The sequence below is a fragment of the Robertmurraya sp. DFI.2.37 genome (assembly GCF_029211245.1).
GTDB lineage: Bacteria > Bacillota > Bacilli > Bacillales > Cytobacillaceae > Robertmurraya > Robertmurraya methanolica_A.
The window spans coordinates 1-17475 of record NZ_JARGEJ010000077.1; the positions used below are offsets into that span (position 1 = coordinate 1).

The following is a 17475-nucleotide window of genomic DNA, read 5'->3' on the forward strand; positions in this document are numbered from 1 at the left end:
TATTCGAGCCGGACGCAGTCACGATTGGCTGTGCGCTACTTTTATCGGCGTTGAATTTCGTCAACATGAACAGCGTATTGGAGGCGAGATAATTGGCACATATCACAGAAATAGTCGGTAAATACTCCGAACTCATCGCCCGTGCTGCGTTAATCGCAAACGGGTGGGAGGCGGTCAGTAAGTCGGAAACGGACGAGTCGTTCGACATTAGCGCTCGCGACCCGTTGACGAAGGAATGGAAAACGTTTCAATGTAAGACGATTCGCACGCGCGACGACCGCAAAGGCGAACTCGTTGTATATGCGAAGAATGGGCGCGGCGTTCCTTACGAAAAGTCCGACGCTGATTATATTATTGGCGTGTTGGGAAACGAAGGCGAAGCGCCCCGCGTGTGGTATTTCGAAAATCGCGGCATTGGCGAATATTGGGCGAGCGAAGCACGGGCAAGCAAACGGTGGGTCGAGTTGCCTATCGCATTAAATCGAGAAGGAGTTGGCGCGTAATGGCGAAACTAAACGGCGTTAAAACGTTAGATATGGTAAACGGCGAAATTACGAAGGTTGAGTATGACGGAGCGGTGTACAAAAGGGCGGGCGTAAAAGGCGGTAAATCTGGCGATTTAGGGTTGCGTATTAAAGACGACTGTATCTACGCAAAGATTGGCGAGTTTTATCCGATAACAGCAAATGCTAATGGTCGGTTGGAGTTTGCGGATGATGTTGGGAGTCTACCGTATGTTGCGGAGGAGTTGGAGAAGTTCGTATACTTCCGCAAAATCAGCGCCGACCAATCGCCAACAAGCGAATATGTCCTCGTTACTGACCGCGAGCCAAAGGCGGGCGACTTCGTTAAGTTTAGCGGCCCGGACAACAGCGACCTAACAGTCGGAAAATATTATGAAATTATCGAAGTAGATAGCGCAGGCGACCCGCAGATTATCGACGATGCAGGCGATGAATACGATCCCTACGATGAAGAGTTCGAAGTATACGAAAAGGTGAGAGCTACTACTAAGTGGAAAAAGGGAGATGTGGTTCGGAATAAGCATAACGGAAAGATTGTCGAAGTGTACGCTTATCAGCCGACACACCGTACGTTTGGACTGGGCAGTGGGTATGAGTTCTACGCACATAGTGATGGATTCACCTATATCGAAGGAAAATACGAGGAATGGGAGCGCATTGAGGACTATGAACTTATTAGTGGCGAAAATCCTACGACCACCCTTACGCACAACGGCGCCGAATATACGCTAGTTGACCGCAAGGCACAGCCGGGCGATGTCGTGGTGTTTACGGAAACAACAAGTCAATACTTTACCAATGGCAAGGCTTACGGACCGGTAGACGACGATATTTGCGTAATCGATAACGAGGGCGACGAATTACCTGTGTACTCCAATATCGATAAACGCACGCCATCCAACGTTAAGGTTTATGCGCCGGTTGCGCCGAAATTACAAGTCGGAGATTTCGTTAAAGTCGTGTCAGCCGGACAATTTGGAGGTGTGGACGTAGGTGAGTACGGAAAAGTCGTAAATGGGAAAGGCGGTCCTGATGAATACCGAGTCGATAAACTGGACAGAAGCGACCACGATTATTTTTACGCTGAAAATCTCGTTAAAGTGACGGAAGAAGAGGCGACTAAACAATTGTTAAAAGTAGGTGATTATGCAAAAGTAGTCAACGCAACAACCTACCACCAACTATCAGACGGTAATATCGTCGAGGTAATTGGAAATAGCGGTTATCACGGTAATCTTCGAGTCAAACGTTTAACTGACGGAATGAGTCAGAACGTTCCAAAAGAGCAACTCGTCAAAGCAACCGACGAAGAAGTGGCGGAAGCCAAGCGCCAAGCCGAAGAAAAGGCGACCGCGGCGCGCTGGGCGAAAATCGGACGCAAGCCGAACGAGTTCAAGAAGGGCGACATTGTCGAAGTTATCAAAAGTCCGGCGGCGTTACCCGTCGGAACCTTATTCGAAGTATCTCGAGTTAGGGGAGGTAGCGTGTATGATAACTCGAAAAATCAATACGTATACATGCTTCCGAAAATTCAACTGAAACTAATTACGCCAGTCGAACGCAGATTTGACCGCGACGGAGCTGACGACTAATGGACGCATATGACCGATGGAAAACGACGCCGCCCGAGCCTCAGCACAAAGCAGGCAAATGCGAGGCGTGCGACGCAGAAATTTACGCAGGCGAAACGGTGTTATTCGACCGCGTGGATGGCGGTTACTATTGCGACGATGCGTGCTTCATGGCGTATATGCTCAAGGCGGGGCACGTCGAGTTGGTAACGAGGTGATGCGATTTGAAATTGCGATTAAACAAGACGCAAACTGACGGCGATGCAACAGCGAGGGTCAAAGCGGCGGCAGACCGCAAGGCAAAGGCGACGGAAACGATGGATGACGCGTGGCGGCGCATCTTATCGATGAAAAACAGCGCGACCGACCATGAACGGCTAGTCGCAGTCAAGACGGCAATGGCGGAGGGTGTGTTAGGCAGACATCCCTCCGATTCTGCTAAACGATTCAGCAAGGCGGAGGCGCTTCGGCTTTGGCGAGAACTTGCGGAACGTCAACGCGAGGACACTTTGCGCAAGATGGTCGAGGAGACGCCCGCGAATTACTCTCTAATTATGTACGACGTCGACCTCGACAGGGTTATCGAAGGGCTCAAGCGTGAGAAAGAAATAGCGGTCGACACTGAAACCACTGGCGTCGATGTTTACACGGATGAAATCGTAGGGATTTCGTTTACCTTACCTACTTATTCATTCGTACCTAACGCGGAATTAGGGTGGAACGTATATATTCCGTTCAAGCATACGAATGGTCCCGCACATAAAAAGTTTTCATGGCGGAATATGAATAGAGCCGAAGTGTTTGCGAGGTTAAAAGACGTTCTGTACGACGAAACAATCGGCAAGGTGCTTCATAACGCAATGTTCGATATTGCGATGTTTCGACGCCACGGCTCCGACCTAAAAGGCGTCGTGTGGGATACGATGACGGCGATGCACTTGCTCAACGAAAACGAGGAATCATTCCGCTTGAAAGACCTAGCACCGAAATACCTCGGCGTTGAGTCGGATACTTTCGATACTCTGTTCGGTCGTGACGCACAGTTTCGCGAGGTTCCGTTAGACATTGCGCTAGTGTATGCGGCGAAAGATACCGAACTAACCTGGCGATTGTGCAAATTTCAACGCTCACACATGGCGAAAATGCCTACGATTCTCGAATACTACCAAACGGTCGAAGTACCGTTGCTTTACGTTATCGTAGACTTGGAGGCAAACGGCTATGTGCTCGACCTAGACTTCGCAAAAGATTACGGAGAGCAGTTACGGAAACGTGCGGAGGAATTGAGCGCCGAACTAATCGCAACGCTGACGCCCTACCACCACGGGAACGAACCGTTGAACTTAAACTCGGTTCCACAAATGAAGCCTGCTCTATCGAAAGCAATCGGCAAGGAACTTCCGAATATGGACGCCAAGAAAACGCTCAAGCCGTTGGCGAAAGAGTTCGAAGTGGTGGCGAAATTGCTTGAGTATAAGAAAATCACGAAGTTGTCCGGCACCTATATCGACACGTTGCCGTTAAAGCAAAACCCGGCTACTAAGCGATGGCATTCGCGTTTCAATCCGATGGGGACGGTAACGGGGCGGTTCAGTTCCGGCAAGGACGAAGAGGACAAGGAGGGGCACGGATTCAACGTTCAGAATCAACCGCCCGAAGCCCGTCCGATGTTCGTTGCGCCTCCAGGCAAAGTGCTCGTAGGTGCCGACTTCAAGGCGCAAGAAATCCGTTGCGTGGCGTACCTTTCGGGCGAGCCTGTTTTAATTAACGCATTTCTCGAAGAACGCGATCCGTACGCAATGATGGCGTCAAACTTCTACAAGCGACCTTACGAGGAAGTATACAAGAACGCCGACGGCTCCGACACGAAAGAGCGTAAGCAAATGAAGGTCGTATGGCTTGCGACACTTTACGGAATGAGCAAGTATTCGCTTGCGGAAATGCTAGGTGTTGACGTAAAGGCAGCCGTTCAGTTTCAGTCGGAATTGTTCGAGTCGATGCCGAAGTTAAACGCGTGGATTGAAGGAAACAAAAAATTCGTCGAGCAACACGGATTCGTTTGGACGGACAAACAAGCGCGTAAGCGACGATTACCTGACGCCAAACTACGCTTGAAAGGTTGGGGCGACCCGAACTTTAGCCGGAAAAATCGAGCGCTACGGCAGGCAACTAACGCTCGCGTACAAGGTTCGTCATCGATACAAACGAAAGTTACGATGTTGCGAGCGCATGAGTATTGCACAAATAAGCCGGGATGGTCGCTATGGTCGACGGTGCATGACGAGTTAATTTTCGAGGTGCCGGAGGACTTTACGCGAGCCGATGCGCAAGACATTCGCGATATTATGCTGAATTCATACGCATGGGGCGACGTAGTGCCGAATGGTACGGACGTGGAGGTCATGCGTAGGTGGGGCGAAGGAATTCCATTAGAGGAGTGGTTTAATGACGCAAAACTATGAAACTTTTATAAATAAGAAGAAAACAACGATACTACCGAGCGGATTCAACGTTATGCGCGAAGTCATCAACGACGGTCTATTCGACTTTCAAAAGGATATCGTGCGATGGGCCCTCCGTCGTGGGCGTGCGGCAATCTTCGCAGGTACAGGGCTCGGTAAAACGCGTATGCAAATCGAATGGGCGATGAATGTCCACCGCAAAACGAAAGGCAACGTGCTCCTATTGGCGCCGTTAGCAGTCGCATCTCAAACGGTTCGTGAAGGAGCAGAACTCGGCTATACGATAACGCTATGCCGTAGTCAAGCCGACGTTAATCCCGGATTGAATATCGCAAACTACGAAATGCTAGGACATTTCGATGCTGAGTCGTTTACGGGCATCGTACTCGATGAATCGTCGATATTAAAATCATTTACCGGAAAAGTGCGAACGCAGATTATCGAATCATTCGCAAACACGCCTTACCGACTCGCTTGTACCGCAACGCCTGCGCCTAACGATTATATGGAGCTCGGAAACCACGCGGAATTCCTCGGCGTTATGAAGCGGTCGGAAATGCTTTCGATGTTTTTCATTAACGATACTAAAACAACGCAAAAATGGCGCTTAAAAGGACACGCAGAGAACGAGTTTTGGCGATGGGTTGCCGGTTGGGGCGTAGTTCTCGAAAAGCCAAGCGACTTAGGTTATCCCGACGATGGCTACGACTTGCCGCCGTTGACAATTAACGACCAAGTCATCGATGTAGAAGGCGAATACGCCAATACGCTAATGGAACGTAAAAAAGCACGTAGGGAAACGGTAGAGGATCGCGTGCAAGCGGCAGCGGAAATCGTCAACGCTAGCGACCGCCCATTCCTTGTATGGTGCGACTTGAACGTGGAATCGGAGTTACTAGCGAAGGCTATTCCGGGCGCTGTCGAAGTGAAAGGAAGCGACAAGCCGGCAAAAAAGGAACAAGCCATGCTCGACTTTGAAAACGGCAAGATACGCGTTTTAGTTACAAAACCGTCAATCGCCGGATTCGGGATGAACTGGCAGCATTGCGCCGACATGGCATTCGTAGGCTTGACGGACAGCTTCGAGCAAGTATTCCAAGCCATCCGTCGTTGCTACCGATTCGGACAGACTCGACCGGTCAACGTGCATATGATTACGTCTAGTCGCGAAGGGGCAACCGCCGAGAATATCAAGCGCAAAGAGGACGACTTTAAAAAGATGGTTGGCGAAATGGTCCAATACACGAAGGAAATTACGAGCGCCGATATTAAGTCGACTGAGCGCGACGTGACGGAGTATGAGCCGGACATGGCGATGGTTATTCCGGAGTGGTTAAAGACCGAGGAATGTTTTGCGGCGTAAAGTTACCGATAAGTAGTCAGCAAGTCAAATAAAAACGAAAAAGGGAGCGTGTTGTCGAATGGCAAACGTATTAAATCAAACGATTACAAAGGATTTCTCATTATATAACGGTGATTGTGTCGAGGTAACAAAGGGACTTCCGGACAACAGCGTTCACTATTCCATCTTTTCGCCGCCGTTCGCATCGCTCTACACTTATTCGAATAGCGACCGCGATATGGGGAACAGCAAAGATGACGGCGAATTCTTCGAGCATTTCCGTTATTTAATCAAGGAACTGTACCGCGTCATAATGCCGGGGCGGCTCGTCAGTTTCCATTGTATGAATCTTCCAACGTCGAAAACTCATCACGGATATATCGGCATTCGCGACTTCCGCGGCGAGTTAATTCGCGCATTCGAGGCGGAGGGCTTTATCTTCCATTCCGAAGTTTGCATTTGGAAAGACCCGGTCGTCGCACAGCAACGAACGAAAGCGCTCGGTCTACTTCATAAGCAGGTCGTTAAAGACAGCGCAATGAGCCGTCAAGGCATTCCGGACTATCTCGTAACCATGCGTAAGCCTGGCGACAATATCGAGCCAATCAGCGGAGAATTCGAGGAATTTGTAGGCGAAGGTGTCGACGTATCACGCGAGGCATACGAAAAGCATGCGGAGGCATTAAGGATAAAAGGCAAGCCGGTATGGCCGTTCGAAATGTGGCGTTCTGTGCTCGTATGGCAAAAGTACGCATCGCCGGTATGGATGGACATTAATCAGTCTAATACGCTTCAATATCGTTCAGCTCGCGAAGAAAAGGACGAAAAGCATATTTGTCCGTTACAGCTAGACGTCATTGCTCGCGGTGTGGAATTATGGAGCAATCCGGGCGATATCGTGCTTTCACCGTTTGCCGGTATTGGCTCCGAAGGCTACGAGTCTATTAAAATGGGACGACGTTTCGTAGGCGTTGAGCTCAAGGAAAGCTACTACAATACGGCGGTACGCAACTTGAAGCAAGCCGTAATCGAGCGCGAAGAATGGGAGCAAGCAGAGCTGGCGGTTTAAGCCGGCTTTGCCTACTAAAAGGAGGAATCGGAATGAAGGCGGATTTAATCGAAAATGAAGTCAATTTAAAGCAACAATACGATTTTCACCGTGCACTACAAGCGGGCAAGCTCCGCGAACTAGCCGTCTTACGTGGCGGCACAGGCGACATACGCCGTGAACTATCGGCAAAGGAACGCCAGGCACGCAAAGCAAAGCGAAAACAGGCGAAGGCTAGCCGTCAATTTAATCGTAGGAAAGGGGCGTAAGCGAATGAAATTAACGCAGAAGCAATTAATCAAATTATGGCGCGAAGAAGAACTTGATGTTGATGGTGTAACGCTGACGGTCGTCGAGGAAGGCGATTTCGAGCAGGACTATAAGTATCAATCGGCGCAAATAATCTTCACGGATGGCTCGAAGCACTATAGCGGTTACATTACGCGTTCCGGCTCGCCGTTTACCGATTGGGAATACGAAGATTATGGCGACGCTGACTTAACCGAAGTCGAAAAGCGCGAAGTCACAGTAACGAAGTGGGTGGCGGTTTAATGAAGAACGTCCTAGCGGTATTCGTCGCATTTATTTTAATGCTCGCGCTGATTGCGATTGTTTACGGAAGTGCAGGCGCAGTTTTATTTTACGGACTCAAGACGTTAGGCGTCGGCTTAACGTACTGGCAGTCGGTCGTATTGGCGGTTGTAATTACGACAGTTGGCACGTTATTTAACGGAGTACGCGGAGTAAATACGCAGAAAGAGGGCGATTAATTGACGAATATAAACGAGATAGCGCAAGAATTTACGCAGGAACTAGACCGATGGTACTCGTTGCCGGAGCAGTATGATAACGAACTAGACCGACAAATACACGCGTGGTACGCAAACCCTCCGCAAGTATGGCCGAAGCGCCCGTACTTCTCGCCGAGTAATGCGAAAGCCTGTCCGCGAGAACTTTACGTCAAGGCGAAGCGAGCGAAAAAGGACGCATTCCCGAAGCCACCATTTCAGGGGCGTTGGCAAGAAATCGGAACGGCAATCGGCGACATGATTCAACGCACAGTACTCGCAATGGAACGCAACTTGCCCGACTGTCCTTTCCGATTCGAACGCAACGCCGACGGCACGCCAGTACTCGAGGACTTTGCGAAGAAAAATCATCGCATTGACCGAAACGGGCAGACGTTTTACCTTTACGGCACATGCGACGGCATTATGCAATACATCGACAAGGAAACCGGCGAAGTCATTCGCGTGGGGCTCGAAATAAAATCGAAGCAATCCACGCCTGCGAAAACGTCGCTCCATTCGATGCGTGAGGCGGAGGAAGGGCATCGCAAGCAATGCGTAGCTTATTCGATAATGTACGACGTCGACTACTACATCATCCTGTACGTTAATACTGCGAAAAAGGCGTGGGTGATGAGCGATGCCGATTACGAAGCGACGCCGGACATTCGAGCGTTTGGCTTTGAGATTACGCAGGCGGAGCGCGACGACTTGCTCGACAACTTTGCTGAGATTACGCGTTGCATTAACGCAGGGACACCGCCAGCAATCGACTTGTCGCGGTGGACTTTCAACAATTTCAAGACGGCATGCGCTCTTTCGCTCACCGACGAAGAATACACGCTATTAAAAGCGCAAGTCAAACGGGCGATGCGGAGTGGCTTGCCGGACTGGAAAAAGCAAGAGTATTACGATGCGTTCGAATTTATCCGCGAGGTGCGGGAAAAGGGGGCGGTTTGATGGAGAAAGAGCTTTACGTATTAGGTGTTTTCGATGATGACGGAAACTTAATCGAATTTGTCCGAAAAGGGCGTAATTGGTCTATAAGCGGATATGACTCAATCGGAAGTGCTAGACGGGGGTTAGCACATTCTAAAACGTACTCAAAACGAAATATAAAAATCGTTAAAGCTACCGGATTTGAGGCGGTAGAATGAGAGTCCTCGCGTTCGACACATCGATGGGGCGACCAGGCATCGCACTTGTCGAAGTTAAAAGCGGCAAGCCGCGCGTTATCGACGTCTCGCACGTAGCAACCAACGCAAGCCAACCGCACGGACTCCGCGCCGAGATTATCGAAAGTTGGGCGACATTGTTTATCGCAAAACATTCCGCCAAACCTTTCGACGCTATTGTACGCGAGGACTTCGTGGCGCGGACGAGCAAGCAAGGGCACCCCGTTTACTCGGCGTGGGGCTCTTGCGACAAGGCGCTTAACAAGTTCGGCTTGAACTTCACGACGCCTGCGATAAGCCAATCGAAGGTTAAGCGGTTGGTGGTCGGCAAGGGCAAAGCGGAAAAGCACGAAGTTGAAAGCGCCGTTAGGCGGTGGACGGGCTACACAGGCGAGTTTGCTTGCGACGATGAAAGCGATGCGGTTGCGATTGGGCTGGCGTATTTAATCGAAAATGGAATCGTTAAGGGGGCGGAATGATGGATCGCGAACAACTTTTACGAGATGCAGAGGATTTTTATTACCGTGATGAGAGCGGACTGCTGCAAGCTGCTGAGAAAGTCGTTATGTTCGGCGGAGATAATCAAGTGTTGCTCGACTGTTACGGAGTATGGACTGTCACATATGTAAAATCGGTATTTCTACCGAGGGAATTAGACGAGGAAGAAATTATCGCTTATTACGATAGGGTGTGTCGTGTTCAATGACCCTCGCCAGCACCTACGCCAAACTTATCGCCGACCTCGAGCGCGAACTAGCCGAAATTGACCGCGACCTTGCCGCGCTCGACATTCGGCACGAGGCGTTGGAGGCGCGGAAAAAGGAAGTCGAAGAAGGAATTGACGGAATTAAACAGTTAAGGAGCGGATTGGATGACGGAAAAAATTAACATCGAACAACTAAACGCGGACATTGCACAGTTTCCGCAAGTGTTTCCGGTAACGGACGATATGCAACTCGCATTTGACGGCGTGTCGCGCTTGATTATGCTTGACCGATACACGTTTAAAGACACCGAAAAGAAAACGCTGAAAGTCGGCGACTTCGTAGTGCTAACGGTCAAAACCGACCCGAAATTTCCGGCGCGTGGCTACGGCTTTGTGACCGCGATTAATTGGGTGGAACGGCAAGTAAGCGTCAAGTTGGACGAGTCATTCGTCGGCGTCTTGGATGATGATAGCGAAGTGGCAACCGGCATCGTGACCCGTCCGTTAGATAGTATCGACAAACCACTCGAAATCTACTACGAGCAAATTGCGAAAAGGAATGCGCGAGGGTTGGCATCGGTCGAGAAAACGGAATCCAAGCGCGAGCAAGCATTCCGCGACTTTTACGAAATCCTCGTGTCGCTCGACTTCGTGCCAGGCGGTCGTGTTATTTACGGAGCAGGCTCGGACACCGACGTTACTTACTTTAATTGCTACGTTATGCCTTACCCGCAAGATAGTCGCGAGGGTATCGGAGAACACCGCAATAAAGTAATGGAAATTATGTCGCGCGGTGGTGGCGTAGGTACAAACGGCTCAACGCTAAGACCACGCGGAGCATTGGCGAAAGGAGTTAACGGAAAGTCGAGCGGAGCCGTTTCATGGCTCGATGACATTGCGAAATTAACGCATTTAGTCGAGCAAGGAGGCTCGCGTAGGGGCGCGCAAATGCTAATGATGGCGGACTGGCATCCGGACATTATCGAGTTTATCATTTCGAAAATGCAAAATCCGCGAATCCTTCGTTTTTTAATTGAAACGACGAACGACGAACAAATACGAAGGTTGGCGCAAGAGAAGCTGAAATTTACACCGTTAACACAAACGGAAATCCTTATCTATAAGCAAATTAAGCAAGCCGTTGAAGAATTCGACTTTTTATCGGAGAGTGAAAGCGAAGAAGCTACGGAGTTGGCATATGACCAAGCGACACAATTACTCGCTGATGGCGGACGCTATTCCGTCAACAACCCCGAATTTTTAACCGGCGCCAATATCTCGGTTGCTATTACGCGTGAATTCATGCAAGCAGTCGAAAATGACGAAGATTATGCGCTTCGCTTTCCGGATGTCGAAAACTACTCCGAGTATGATAAGGCGTTATACGATGACGAATGGCACAAATACGGCGATGTACGTGATTGGGAACGGTTAGGCTTCGGCATCAAAACGTACCGCACGATTAAGGCGCGCGAATTATGGAATCTAATTAATATTTGCGCAACGTACAGCGCCGAGCCAGGCATCTTCTTCATCGACAATGCCAACGAAGCAACTAACGCCATGGCTTACGGTCAGAAAGTAGTCGCGACCAATCCCTGCGGAGAGCAGCCGTTGGCTCCGTATTCCGTCTGCAACCTCGCAGCTATTAATCTCGCAAACATGGCGGATAAACAGCGCAAGACAGTCGACTATGAACGACTAAAACGCACGGTCGAAATTGGCGTGCGCCTAATGGATAACGTAATCGACGCAACGCCGTACTTCCTTCCGGAAAATACGATACAAGCGCTGGGAGAACGACGTCTAGGCATGGGCGTCATGGGACTTCACGACCTATTAATCTATTGCGAAGCGGAATACGGAAGCGACGAAGGTAACGCCATTGTCGATAAGGTGTTCGAAGTTATGGCGACGACAGCTTACCGCGCATCTATCGAACTAGCGAAGGAAAAAGGGCCGTTCCTATTTCTCGAAGCGGCAGAGGACGGCTATGAGCGCTTTATCGAGTCGGGCTACATGCGTAAGATGCCGGAGGACATTCGCGAAGGCGTACTCAAGCACGGCATCCGCAATTCGCACTTGCTGACGGTCGCGCCTACGGGTTCTACCGGAAGCATGGTCGGATGTAGCACCGGACTCGAACCGTACTTCTCGTTTAAATATTACCGCAGCGGGCGTCTCGGCAAGTTTATCGAAGTGAATGCAGGCATCGTTCAAGAATACCTCGACGCGAATCCGGAAGCCGACCCGAATAATTTGCCATCGTGGTTCGTCAGCGCAATGGACTTGTCGCCGGAAGCGCATGCGGACGTACAGTGTATTATACAGCGCTGGGTCGACAGTTCGCTTTCAAAAACGGTTAACGCGCCGAAAGGATATTCCGTCCAGCAAGTTCAAGCGGTGTACGAGCGATTGTACAAAGGCGGGGCGAAGGGCGGAACGGTTTACGTCGACGGCTCACGCGATGCGCAAGTATTAACGCTTACAGCCGAGGAAAATACGGTTGAGGAAACGGATACGCCGAAGGTAGTCCTTGTTGACACGATTAATGACGTACGCTCAACCGATGTCACGTACGGCAACGAAGTCGGAGACACTTGTCCGGTCTGTCGAAAAGGCGAAATTATCGACGCTGGCGGATGTAATACGTGCAATAACTGTGGGGCGCAGTTGAAATGCGGATTATAAAAACGGAAAGGCGGTGTTAGCGTGGAAATATTAGCGGAAACGACGCATTGGGGCATATATTGGTTTATATTAATCATCATTGGGGCGGTAACCCTCGTATGTGCACTCGGTATTATGTCGGTAATCGTAGAATGGGCTAAATATGGAATGGAAGGCGAGTTCATATACGGCATATATGACACGGTTAGTAGTGGCCCCGACGTCACCTACAAGGCGCTCATAACGGACTTTAACGAAGTTTACGAGCAAGGCTACGAAATCGTTGACCAAGACGGAAAGATTTACACAATACGCGAAAGCGAGGCGAATTAGATGAACGAATTAAACGTAAAAATTAAACGCCTACACCCCGACGCAGTTATTCCGCAATATGCCCACGTCTACGACGCTGGCTTCGATTTAGTTGCGACCGAGGACGTCATCGTTGAGCCGGGCGAAACAGTCAAGGTGCCAACGGGCTTGGCGTTTGAATTGCCGGCTGGCTACGAATTGCAAGTGCGACCACGGTCGGGTGTGACTCTTAAGACGAAGCTTCGCGTGCAATTCGGTACTGTTGACGCAAGCTATCGCGGAGAGGTCGGCGTGATTGTCGATAACGAATTCCAAACGTTGTATGAGCGAAATGGGGACGTTGCTATGACCGATGTAGTCGTGTCCATAGACGGCCTTAATGACGACACTACATTCGCAAAAACGCATTGTTTTCCTAGCGGTACTCACTATATTCCGAAAGGGACTCGCATCGCTCAAGCGGTAATCAAACGCGTCGAGTATGCGCGGTTTATCGAAGCGGACGCGCTGAGTAAGACGGCGAGGGGCGATGCTGGCTTCGGTAGTAGCGGAATAAATACGGAACTGAAAGGGTGATGCTTCCATCGGTACACTAGCGAATTTACTCATAACTACGAATCTACTAACGCACACACCGCCGCCCGCCATTCCGTCCGTCGAATCGGCTGAACTCGCGCAACAGCACGCACCACTTGCGCAAACATGGCGCCAGCAAGCCGTCGAAAAGGACGCTGAAATCCAACGTCTACGGGCGGAGGTTGACCGCCTTAAAGCCCGGCAGTGGAAGTCGTTCACTGCAACGGCATATACGGCTGACTGTGTGGAGGGTTGCACGGGCATTACGGCGACAGGACTCGACGTTCGCAGCCGTACACATGTCGACGGCAAGCGCGTGATTGCGACCGACCCTAGCGTAATTCCTCTAGGCACGACGGTTGAGATTCGCTTTGCCGACGGTAAGGTCGAGCGGGCGATTGCGAGCGATACTGGCGGGGCAATACGCGGTAATATCGTTGACTATTTAGTCAGCGACCATAGCACGGCGGTACAATTCGGCAGGCAGACGGTGAAAATACGAATTATTAAGGAGGCGGAATGATGAGCGGAAAAACACACTTAATTGCGGACGAATCAATCGGAGGTGTTCAGCGCGAATACGTCGAGGTGGAACGGCAGGCGGACGTTGGGGATTATGTTGTGATTACACAACTCAATCACGAGAAGGCAAACGAAATACGTAGAGTAATAGAGACTGCGCACGATATACAACAAATCGAGTTTACTCCGAGAGTTGGCGATGAAGATATTGTCGATTATGAACTCGGAGACACCTACAAAACGCTAGAACCAACCGACATCGTTCACATCGAAGGCAAGCGCTATCGCCTAGTCGACAGCAAGGCGGAAGTTGGCGAGAAGGTACTTGCGATTCACACTGGCGAGGTACTGTCCGTTAAAAGTGTATTATCGCAGTTTATACGTGTTTATGAACCGGAAGAATATACCGACCAAACACGACTTAACCATGAAAACTACCGCGTACTCGAACCGGTTGCTGACGCAATAATCGCTAACAAATCCGAGCCAACGGTCGACGCACGCCACGCATCGCCGGAAGTGGTCGACTTGCTTGCGAATCTTGCTCGCCGAGTGACGTCGCTTGAAAGTCAGTTACGCGACACGCAAGGCAATGTCGAAAAATTGTCGGAGGAACTAGAAGCCGTCCGTTATGGCAACGACGAACTTTACGGACGATTAGCGCACGTTGAAGATGAGCGGACTCAGCTACAAACGGTCAACATTACCGTAAATATGCCGGAACTACCTGGCGATGATGTTGCGAAATGTGTGAGCGAAATGTTAAAGCGACTTGCTACTAACGGAAGTGAGCGCCCGTGAAGCACGAACTGGAAATCAGCCGAAAAGTCACCGTTACGAAAATCGCACTCACCGGCAAAATGCGTTCGGGCAAGGACACAGTCGCGCACCACCTTTACATTTCGCACGGCTTCGACAAGGTTTCGTTTGGCGACGCACTAAAACGCCTAGCACACGAAACATTTCCCGACGTCGGCATTCTATCGAAGCCGCGTGCGCTATATCAGCAATTCGGGCAACTCATGCGTCAAATTGACGGCGACGTTTGGGTCAAGCACGTCGAGCGCAAAGTCGAAGGTATTGTGGACTATCGTAGTACGCACGACCACCACATTGGCGTTGTCATCACCGATTTACGCCAGCCAAACGAATACGAATGGGCTCGACGGAATGGCTTTACGATTATTCGCGTCACAGCGCCGGACGACGTGCGCAGGCAACGGGCGGAACAGGCTGGCGACTACTTTACGGCGGACGATTTCGAGCATGAAACGGAGCTGCACGTTGATGGGTTCGCGGTAGATTACGAGATTGCTAACGATGGGACGGTCGAGGAATTACGAGCGAAAGTCGACGCGGTGATGGCGCAAATAAACGAATAAGGGGCGGATTGGATGGCGTTTAAATATGTATCATTATTCAGCGGTATTGGCGGATTTGAGCAAGCGCTGAACAAACTCGGAGGCACTTGCGTAATGGCGTCGGAAATCGACAAGTTTGCGAATCAAGCGTACGAAATCCTTTACGGGCATCCGACAGTCGGCGACGTCACGAAAGTCGAAGCGTCTGCCGTTCCCGACCACGATTTGCTTGTCGGCGGGTTTCCGTGCCAGTCGTTCTCGGTCGCAGGCAAGCGCCTCGGCTTCGATGACACGCGCGGAACGTTATTTTTCGAGATTGCTAGAATAGCGGCGGAAAAGAAACCGAAGGCAATGCTACTCGAAAACGTGAAAGGACTCGTCGGGCATGACGGAGGAAGAACGCTAGACACGATAGTCCAAACGCTAAACGACATCGGCTATACGGTCGATTTCGAAGTCCTCAACTCGAAGTATTTCGGAGTACCACAGAATCGCGAGCGTATATTTATCGTAGCTATTCGCGATGACTTAATCGTACCTCAAGCGTGGGAAATCGGTAAGCGGACGGATGTTGTTGCGAAAGGCAAACGAAGAATAGCGCAACTGGACGGAGTCAAGACGTTTAACTTCGACTATCCCGAACAAATCGAAGTAACGACAAGATTACGAGATATTCTTGAAACCGAAGTCGATGAAAAGTATTATTTGAGCGAAGAAAAGACGGCGAAATTAGTGGCACAGTTGGAAGAGAAGCATCAATCTGATGTCGGCAACGGCACGTCTATCATTCAACAAGCTCAAAGTGGCTTTAGGCTTCGTGAAGAATCGGGAACTTTGCGGTCATGTTTGAATCACCAGCACCTAGTTGAGCCTAGAGGGCACATTGAAAATTGCGATAGTGCGCTTAAACAGTATGAGAAGTTTTACGATAAAAACGGTTATGTACCTGAATTGTTTAATCCGTATAACTGTGCGGAGGTAGACGAAATCGCACCTACATTGACAGCGCAGTGTGCGAGAATTAACGCAAGTTCTACTGTACTGAAACTTGAAGGCGATGATATTCCGCAAATGCTCGGACACGTCGACTTAAAGGGTCATGAAGATATTCGTCGCGGCTACACGACGACGGGAGTTTCGCCAACACTAACGACAATGGGCGGAGGGCATCGCGAGCCTAAAATTGCGGAAATGAAAGAAATCGCGTCCGGTGATAATCTGTCATATTGCATCGACGCTAACTATACGAAAGGTATCGCTCCTGGTGGAATCGGAAAAGGGCGTCGGACTCATATAAAAGAAGTTCGACCCGTCTTAACTCCCGACCGCGTTGATAAACGCCAAAACGGACGCAGATTTAAGGACGACGGCGAAGAAGCGTTCACACTTACGGCGCAAGATAAGCACGGCGTGGCAATCGGCACTAAAACCGAAGATCAACCACGCTATCGCATACGCAAATTAACACCACGCGAGTGCTTCCGCCTTCAAGGGTTCGCGGACGCGGAATTCGATAAGCTGGCGGCAAACGGCATTTCGAATTCGCAACTTTATAAAATGGCGGGCAACGCCGTCACGGCAAACGTAATAGACGCGTTGGGCAGGCGCCTACTACCGTTTATTTGCGACTAATTCAAACGTTTCCCAAAACACGGCGCCTTCGTCAACGCGCCCAATATACGCAAACTTTGCCGGTAAGTCGGCTTCGCTTAGCGCGAGTTTATCCACGGCTAGCTTTCCGGTCGCCACTCCGAGGTAGCCGCGCTTGTCCGGACGCACGACCGACGCGTTGGGCACGCGCGCAAGTTCTTGTTTTACAACGCCGAGGCGCTTATTTTCAACGTCAACGCTAACCACGACGGGCGTAAACGTGGTCAGTCCGAGTTCTTTCATCGCGGCGGTCGACAGGCGGATACGGCGCAATCGGTCGATGGACAGCGCAACACCGCCTCGACTGGCGATTTGTAACGGTTCAAACGGCATATAATCACGTCCTTTAACGATATTTTACGTTATTATCGCACGAATAAACGCAAATTGCAACGAAAGTGAGGCGATTCAATATCGGAGCAGTTAAAACGGATTTAAACGCGAAAGAACGCACGCTCGAATCACGCTACCATGCGCTAGACAGCGCCGAGGGCGTCCGGCTACTGCTCGGCGACTACCATGCGCTGCAAGCCCGCCAGTATGCCGGCGACTATGACGCGGTCGTGATACTTATCGACATGCGTAGCGCGATGGCAAACGCAAACTTAACGGAACGCCAACGCGAAGCCCTACGCATGGTCTTTTTCGACGACATGGCGCAAGTGGACGTGGCGCACAAGTTGCGCGTGAGCAAACAGACGGTCAATCGGTTGGTAACGGTGGCGCTTGCGAAGGTGGCGCGAGTGTACGAGGCATGGGCGAGAATGG

The 17475-nt window shown here is 50.5% G+C and carries 22 protein-coding genes; 21 read left to right on the top strand and 1 reads right to left on the bottom strand.

The window, feature by feature from the left end:
- Positions 1-92 precede the first annotated feature (92 nt).
- From PZE06_RS23395 to dcm, 20 genes are all read left to right on the top strand, one after another.
- Positions 93-503, top strand: a complete 411-nt coding sequence (locus PZE06_RS23395) for a hypothetical protein (RefSeq protein ID WP_151026054.1) — start codon at positions 93-95, stop codon at positions 501-503.
- Positions 503-2116 (top strand): hypothetical protein, encoded by a 1614-nt coding sequence (locus tag PZE06_RS23400; protein WP_151026053.1) that lies wholly within the window; start codon positions 503-505, stop codon positions 2114-2116. The genes PZE06_RS23395 and PZE06_RS23400 overlap by 1 nt, the downstream gene beginning before the upstream one ends.
- Before the next feature lie 203 nt (positions 2117-2319).
- Positions 2320-4557 carry a DNA polymerase gene (locus PZE06_RS23405; protein WP_225310802.1) on the top strand — a complete coding sequence of 746 codons (2238 nt, stop codon included), beginning with the start codon at positions 2320-2322 and terminating at the stop codon, positions 4555-4557.
- Entirely contained in the window at positions 4541-5920 is a 1380-nt protein-coding gene (locus PZE06_RS23410; protein WP_151026052.1) for a helicase-related protein, read from the top strand. Before PZE06_RS23405 ends, PZE06_RS23410 begins: the two co-directional genes overlap by 17 nt.
- Before the next feature lie 58 nt (positions 5921-5978).
- Entirely contained in the window at positions 5979-6968 is a 990-nt protein-coding gene (locus PZE06_RS23415) for a DNA-methyltransferase (RefSeq protein ID WP_151026051.1), read from the top strand.
- Positions 6941-7216 carry a hypothetical protein gene (locus PZE06_RS23420; RefSeq protein WP_151026050.1) on the top strand — a complete coding sequence of 92 codons (276 nt, stop codon included), beginning with the start codon at positions 6941-6943 and terminating at the stop codon, positions 7214-7216. Before PZE06_RS23415 ends, PZE06_RS23420 begins: the two co-directional genes overlap by 28 nt.
- A gap of 4 nt (positions 7217-7220) precedes the next feature.
- Positions 7221-7499 carry a hypothetical protein gene (locus PZE06_RS23425; protein WP_151026049.1) on the top strand — a complete coding sequence of 93 codons (279 nt, stop codon included), beginning with the start codon at positions 7221-7223 and terminating at the stop codon, positions 7497-7499.
- On the top strand, positions 7499-7717 hold the full coding sequence (locus tag PZE06_RS23430) for a hypothetical protein (RefSeq protein ID WP_151026048.1): 219 nt from the start codon (positions 7499-7501) through the stop codon (positions 7715-7717). The genes PZE06_RS23425 and PZE06_RS23430 overlap by 1 nt, the downstream gene beginning before the upstream one ends.
- The gene (locus PZE06_RS23435) at positions 7718-8695 is read left to right on the top strand and encodes a hypothetical protein (protein ID WP_151026047.1); all 978 of its coding nucleotides are present in this window, start codon (positions 7718-7720) and stop codon (positions 8693-8695) included.
- Positions 8695-8892 (top strand): hypothetical protein, encoded by a 198-nt coding sequence (locus PZE06_RS23440; protein ID WP_151026046.1) that lies wholly within the window; start codon positions 8695-8697, stop codon positions 8890-8892. The genes PZE06_RS23435 and PZE06_RS23440 overlap by 1 nt, the downstream gene beginning before the upstream one ends.
- Positions 8889-9389, top strand: a complete 501-nt coding sequence (locus PZE06_RS23445) for a crossover junction endodeoxyribonuclease RuvC (RefSeq protein ID WP_275792067.1) — start codon at positions 8889-8891, stop codon at positions 9387-9389. Before PZE06_RS23440 ends, PZE06_RS23445 begins: the two co-directional genes overlap by 4 nt.
- Positions 9386-9616 carry a hypothetical protein gene (locus tag PZE06_RS23450; RefSeq protein WP_275792068.1) on the top strand — a complete coding sequence of 77 codons (231 nt, stop codon included), beginning with the start codon at positions 9386-9388 and terminating at the stop codon, positions 9614-9616. Before PZE06_RS23445 ends, PZE06_RS23450 begins: the two co-directional genes overlap by 4 nt.
- Entirely contained in the window at positions 9613-9798 is a 186-nt protein-coding gene (locus tag PZE06_RS23455; protein ID WP_151026044.1) for a hypothetical protein, read from the top strand. Before PZE06_RS23450 ends, PZE06_RS23455 begins: the two co-directional genes overlap by 4 nt.
- The gene (locus PZE06_RS23460) at positions 9782-12307 is read left to right on the top strand and encodes a vitamin B12-dependent ribonucleotide reductase (RefSeq protein WP_151026043.1); all 2526 of its coding nucleotides are present in this window, start codon (positions 9782-9784) and stop codon (positions 12305-12307) included. The genes PZE06_RS23455 and PZE06_RS23460 overlap by 17 nt, the downstream gene beginning before the upstream one ends.
- Before the next feature lie 21 nt (positions 12308-12328).
- Positions 12329-12619, top strand: coding sequence for a hypothetical protein (locus PZE06_RS23465; RefSeq protein WP_151026042.1), 291 nt, complete (start codon positions 12329-12331; stop codon positions 12617-12619).
- A complete protein-coding gene (locus PZE06_RS23470; RefSeq protein WP_151026041.1) occupies positions 12620-13174 on the top strand; it encodes a dUTP diphosphatase in 555 nt (184 codons plus the stop codon).
- 316 nt (positions 13175-13490) lie between these two features.
- Positions 13491-13697: a 3D domain-containing protein gene (locus PZE06_RS23475; RefSeq protein ID WP_263641580.1), complete on the top strand. Its 207-nt coding sequence runs from the start codon at positions 13491-13493 to the stop codon at positions 13695-13697.
- Complete coding sequence (locus PZE06_RS23480) at positions 13697-14497, top strand: hypothetical protein (protein ID WP_151026040.1); 801 nt, start codon at positions 13697-13699, stop codon at positions 14495-14497. Before PZE06_RS23475 ends, PZE06_RS23480 begins: the two co-directional genes overlap by 1 nt.
- A complete protein-coding gene (locus PZE06_RS23485; RefSeq protein WP_225310799.1) occupies positions 14494-15078 on the top strand; it encodes a deoxynucleotide monophosphate kinase family protein in 585 nt (194 codons plus the stop codon). The genes PZE06_RS23480 and PZE06_RS23485 overlap by 4 nt, the downstream gene beginning before the upstream one ends.
- A 12-nt stretch (positions 15079-15090) precedes the next feature.
- Complete coding sequence (gene dcm, locus PZE06_RS23490) at positions 15091-16689, top strand: DNA (cytosine-5-)-methyltransferase (RefSeq protein ID WP_151026039.1); 1599 nt, start codon at positions 15091-15093, stop codon at positions 16687-16689.
- Here dcm and PZE06_RS23495 read toward each other — a convergent pair.
- Positions 16669-17040 carry a hypothetical protein gene (locus PZE06_RS23495; protein WP_151026038.1) on the bottom strand — a complete coding sequence of 124 codons (372 nt, stop codon included), beginning with the start codon at positions 17038-17040 and terminating at the stop codon, positions 16669-16671. The two genes, dcm and PZE06_RS23495, sit on opposite strands and share 21 nt — an antisense overlap.
- A gap of 65 nt (positions 17041-17105) precedes the next feature.
- Between PZE06_RS23495 and PZE06_RS29900 the strand changes: the two genes are divergently transcribed.
- Positions 17106-17475 (top strand): sigma factor-like helix-turn-helix DNA-binding protein (locus tag PZE06_RS29900; protein ID WP_151026037.1); only part of this gene is annotated, 370 nt, incomplete at its 3' end.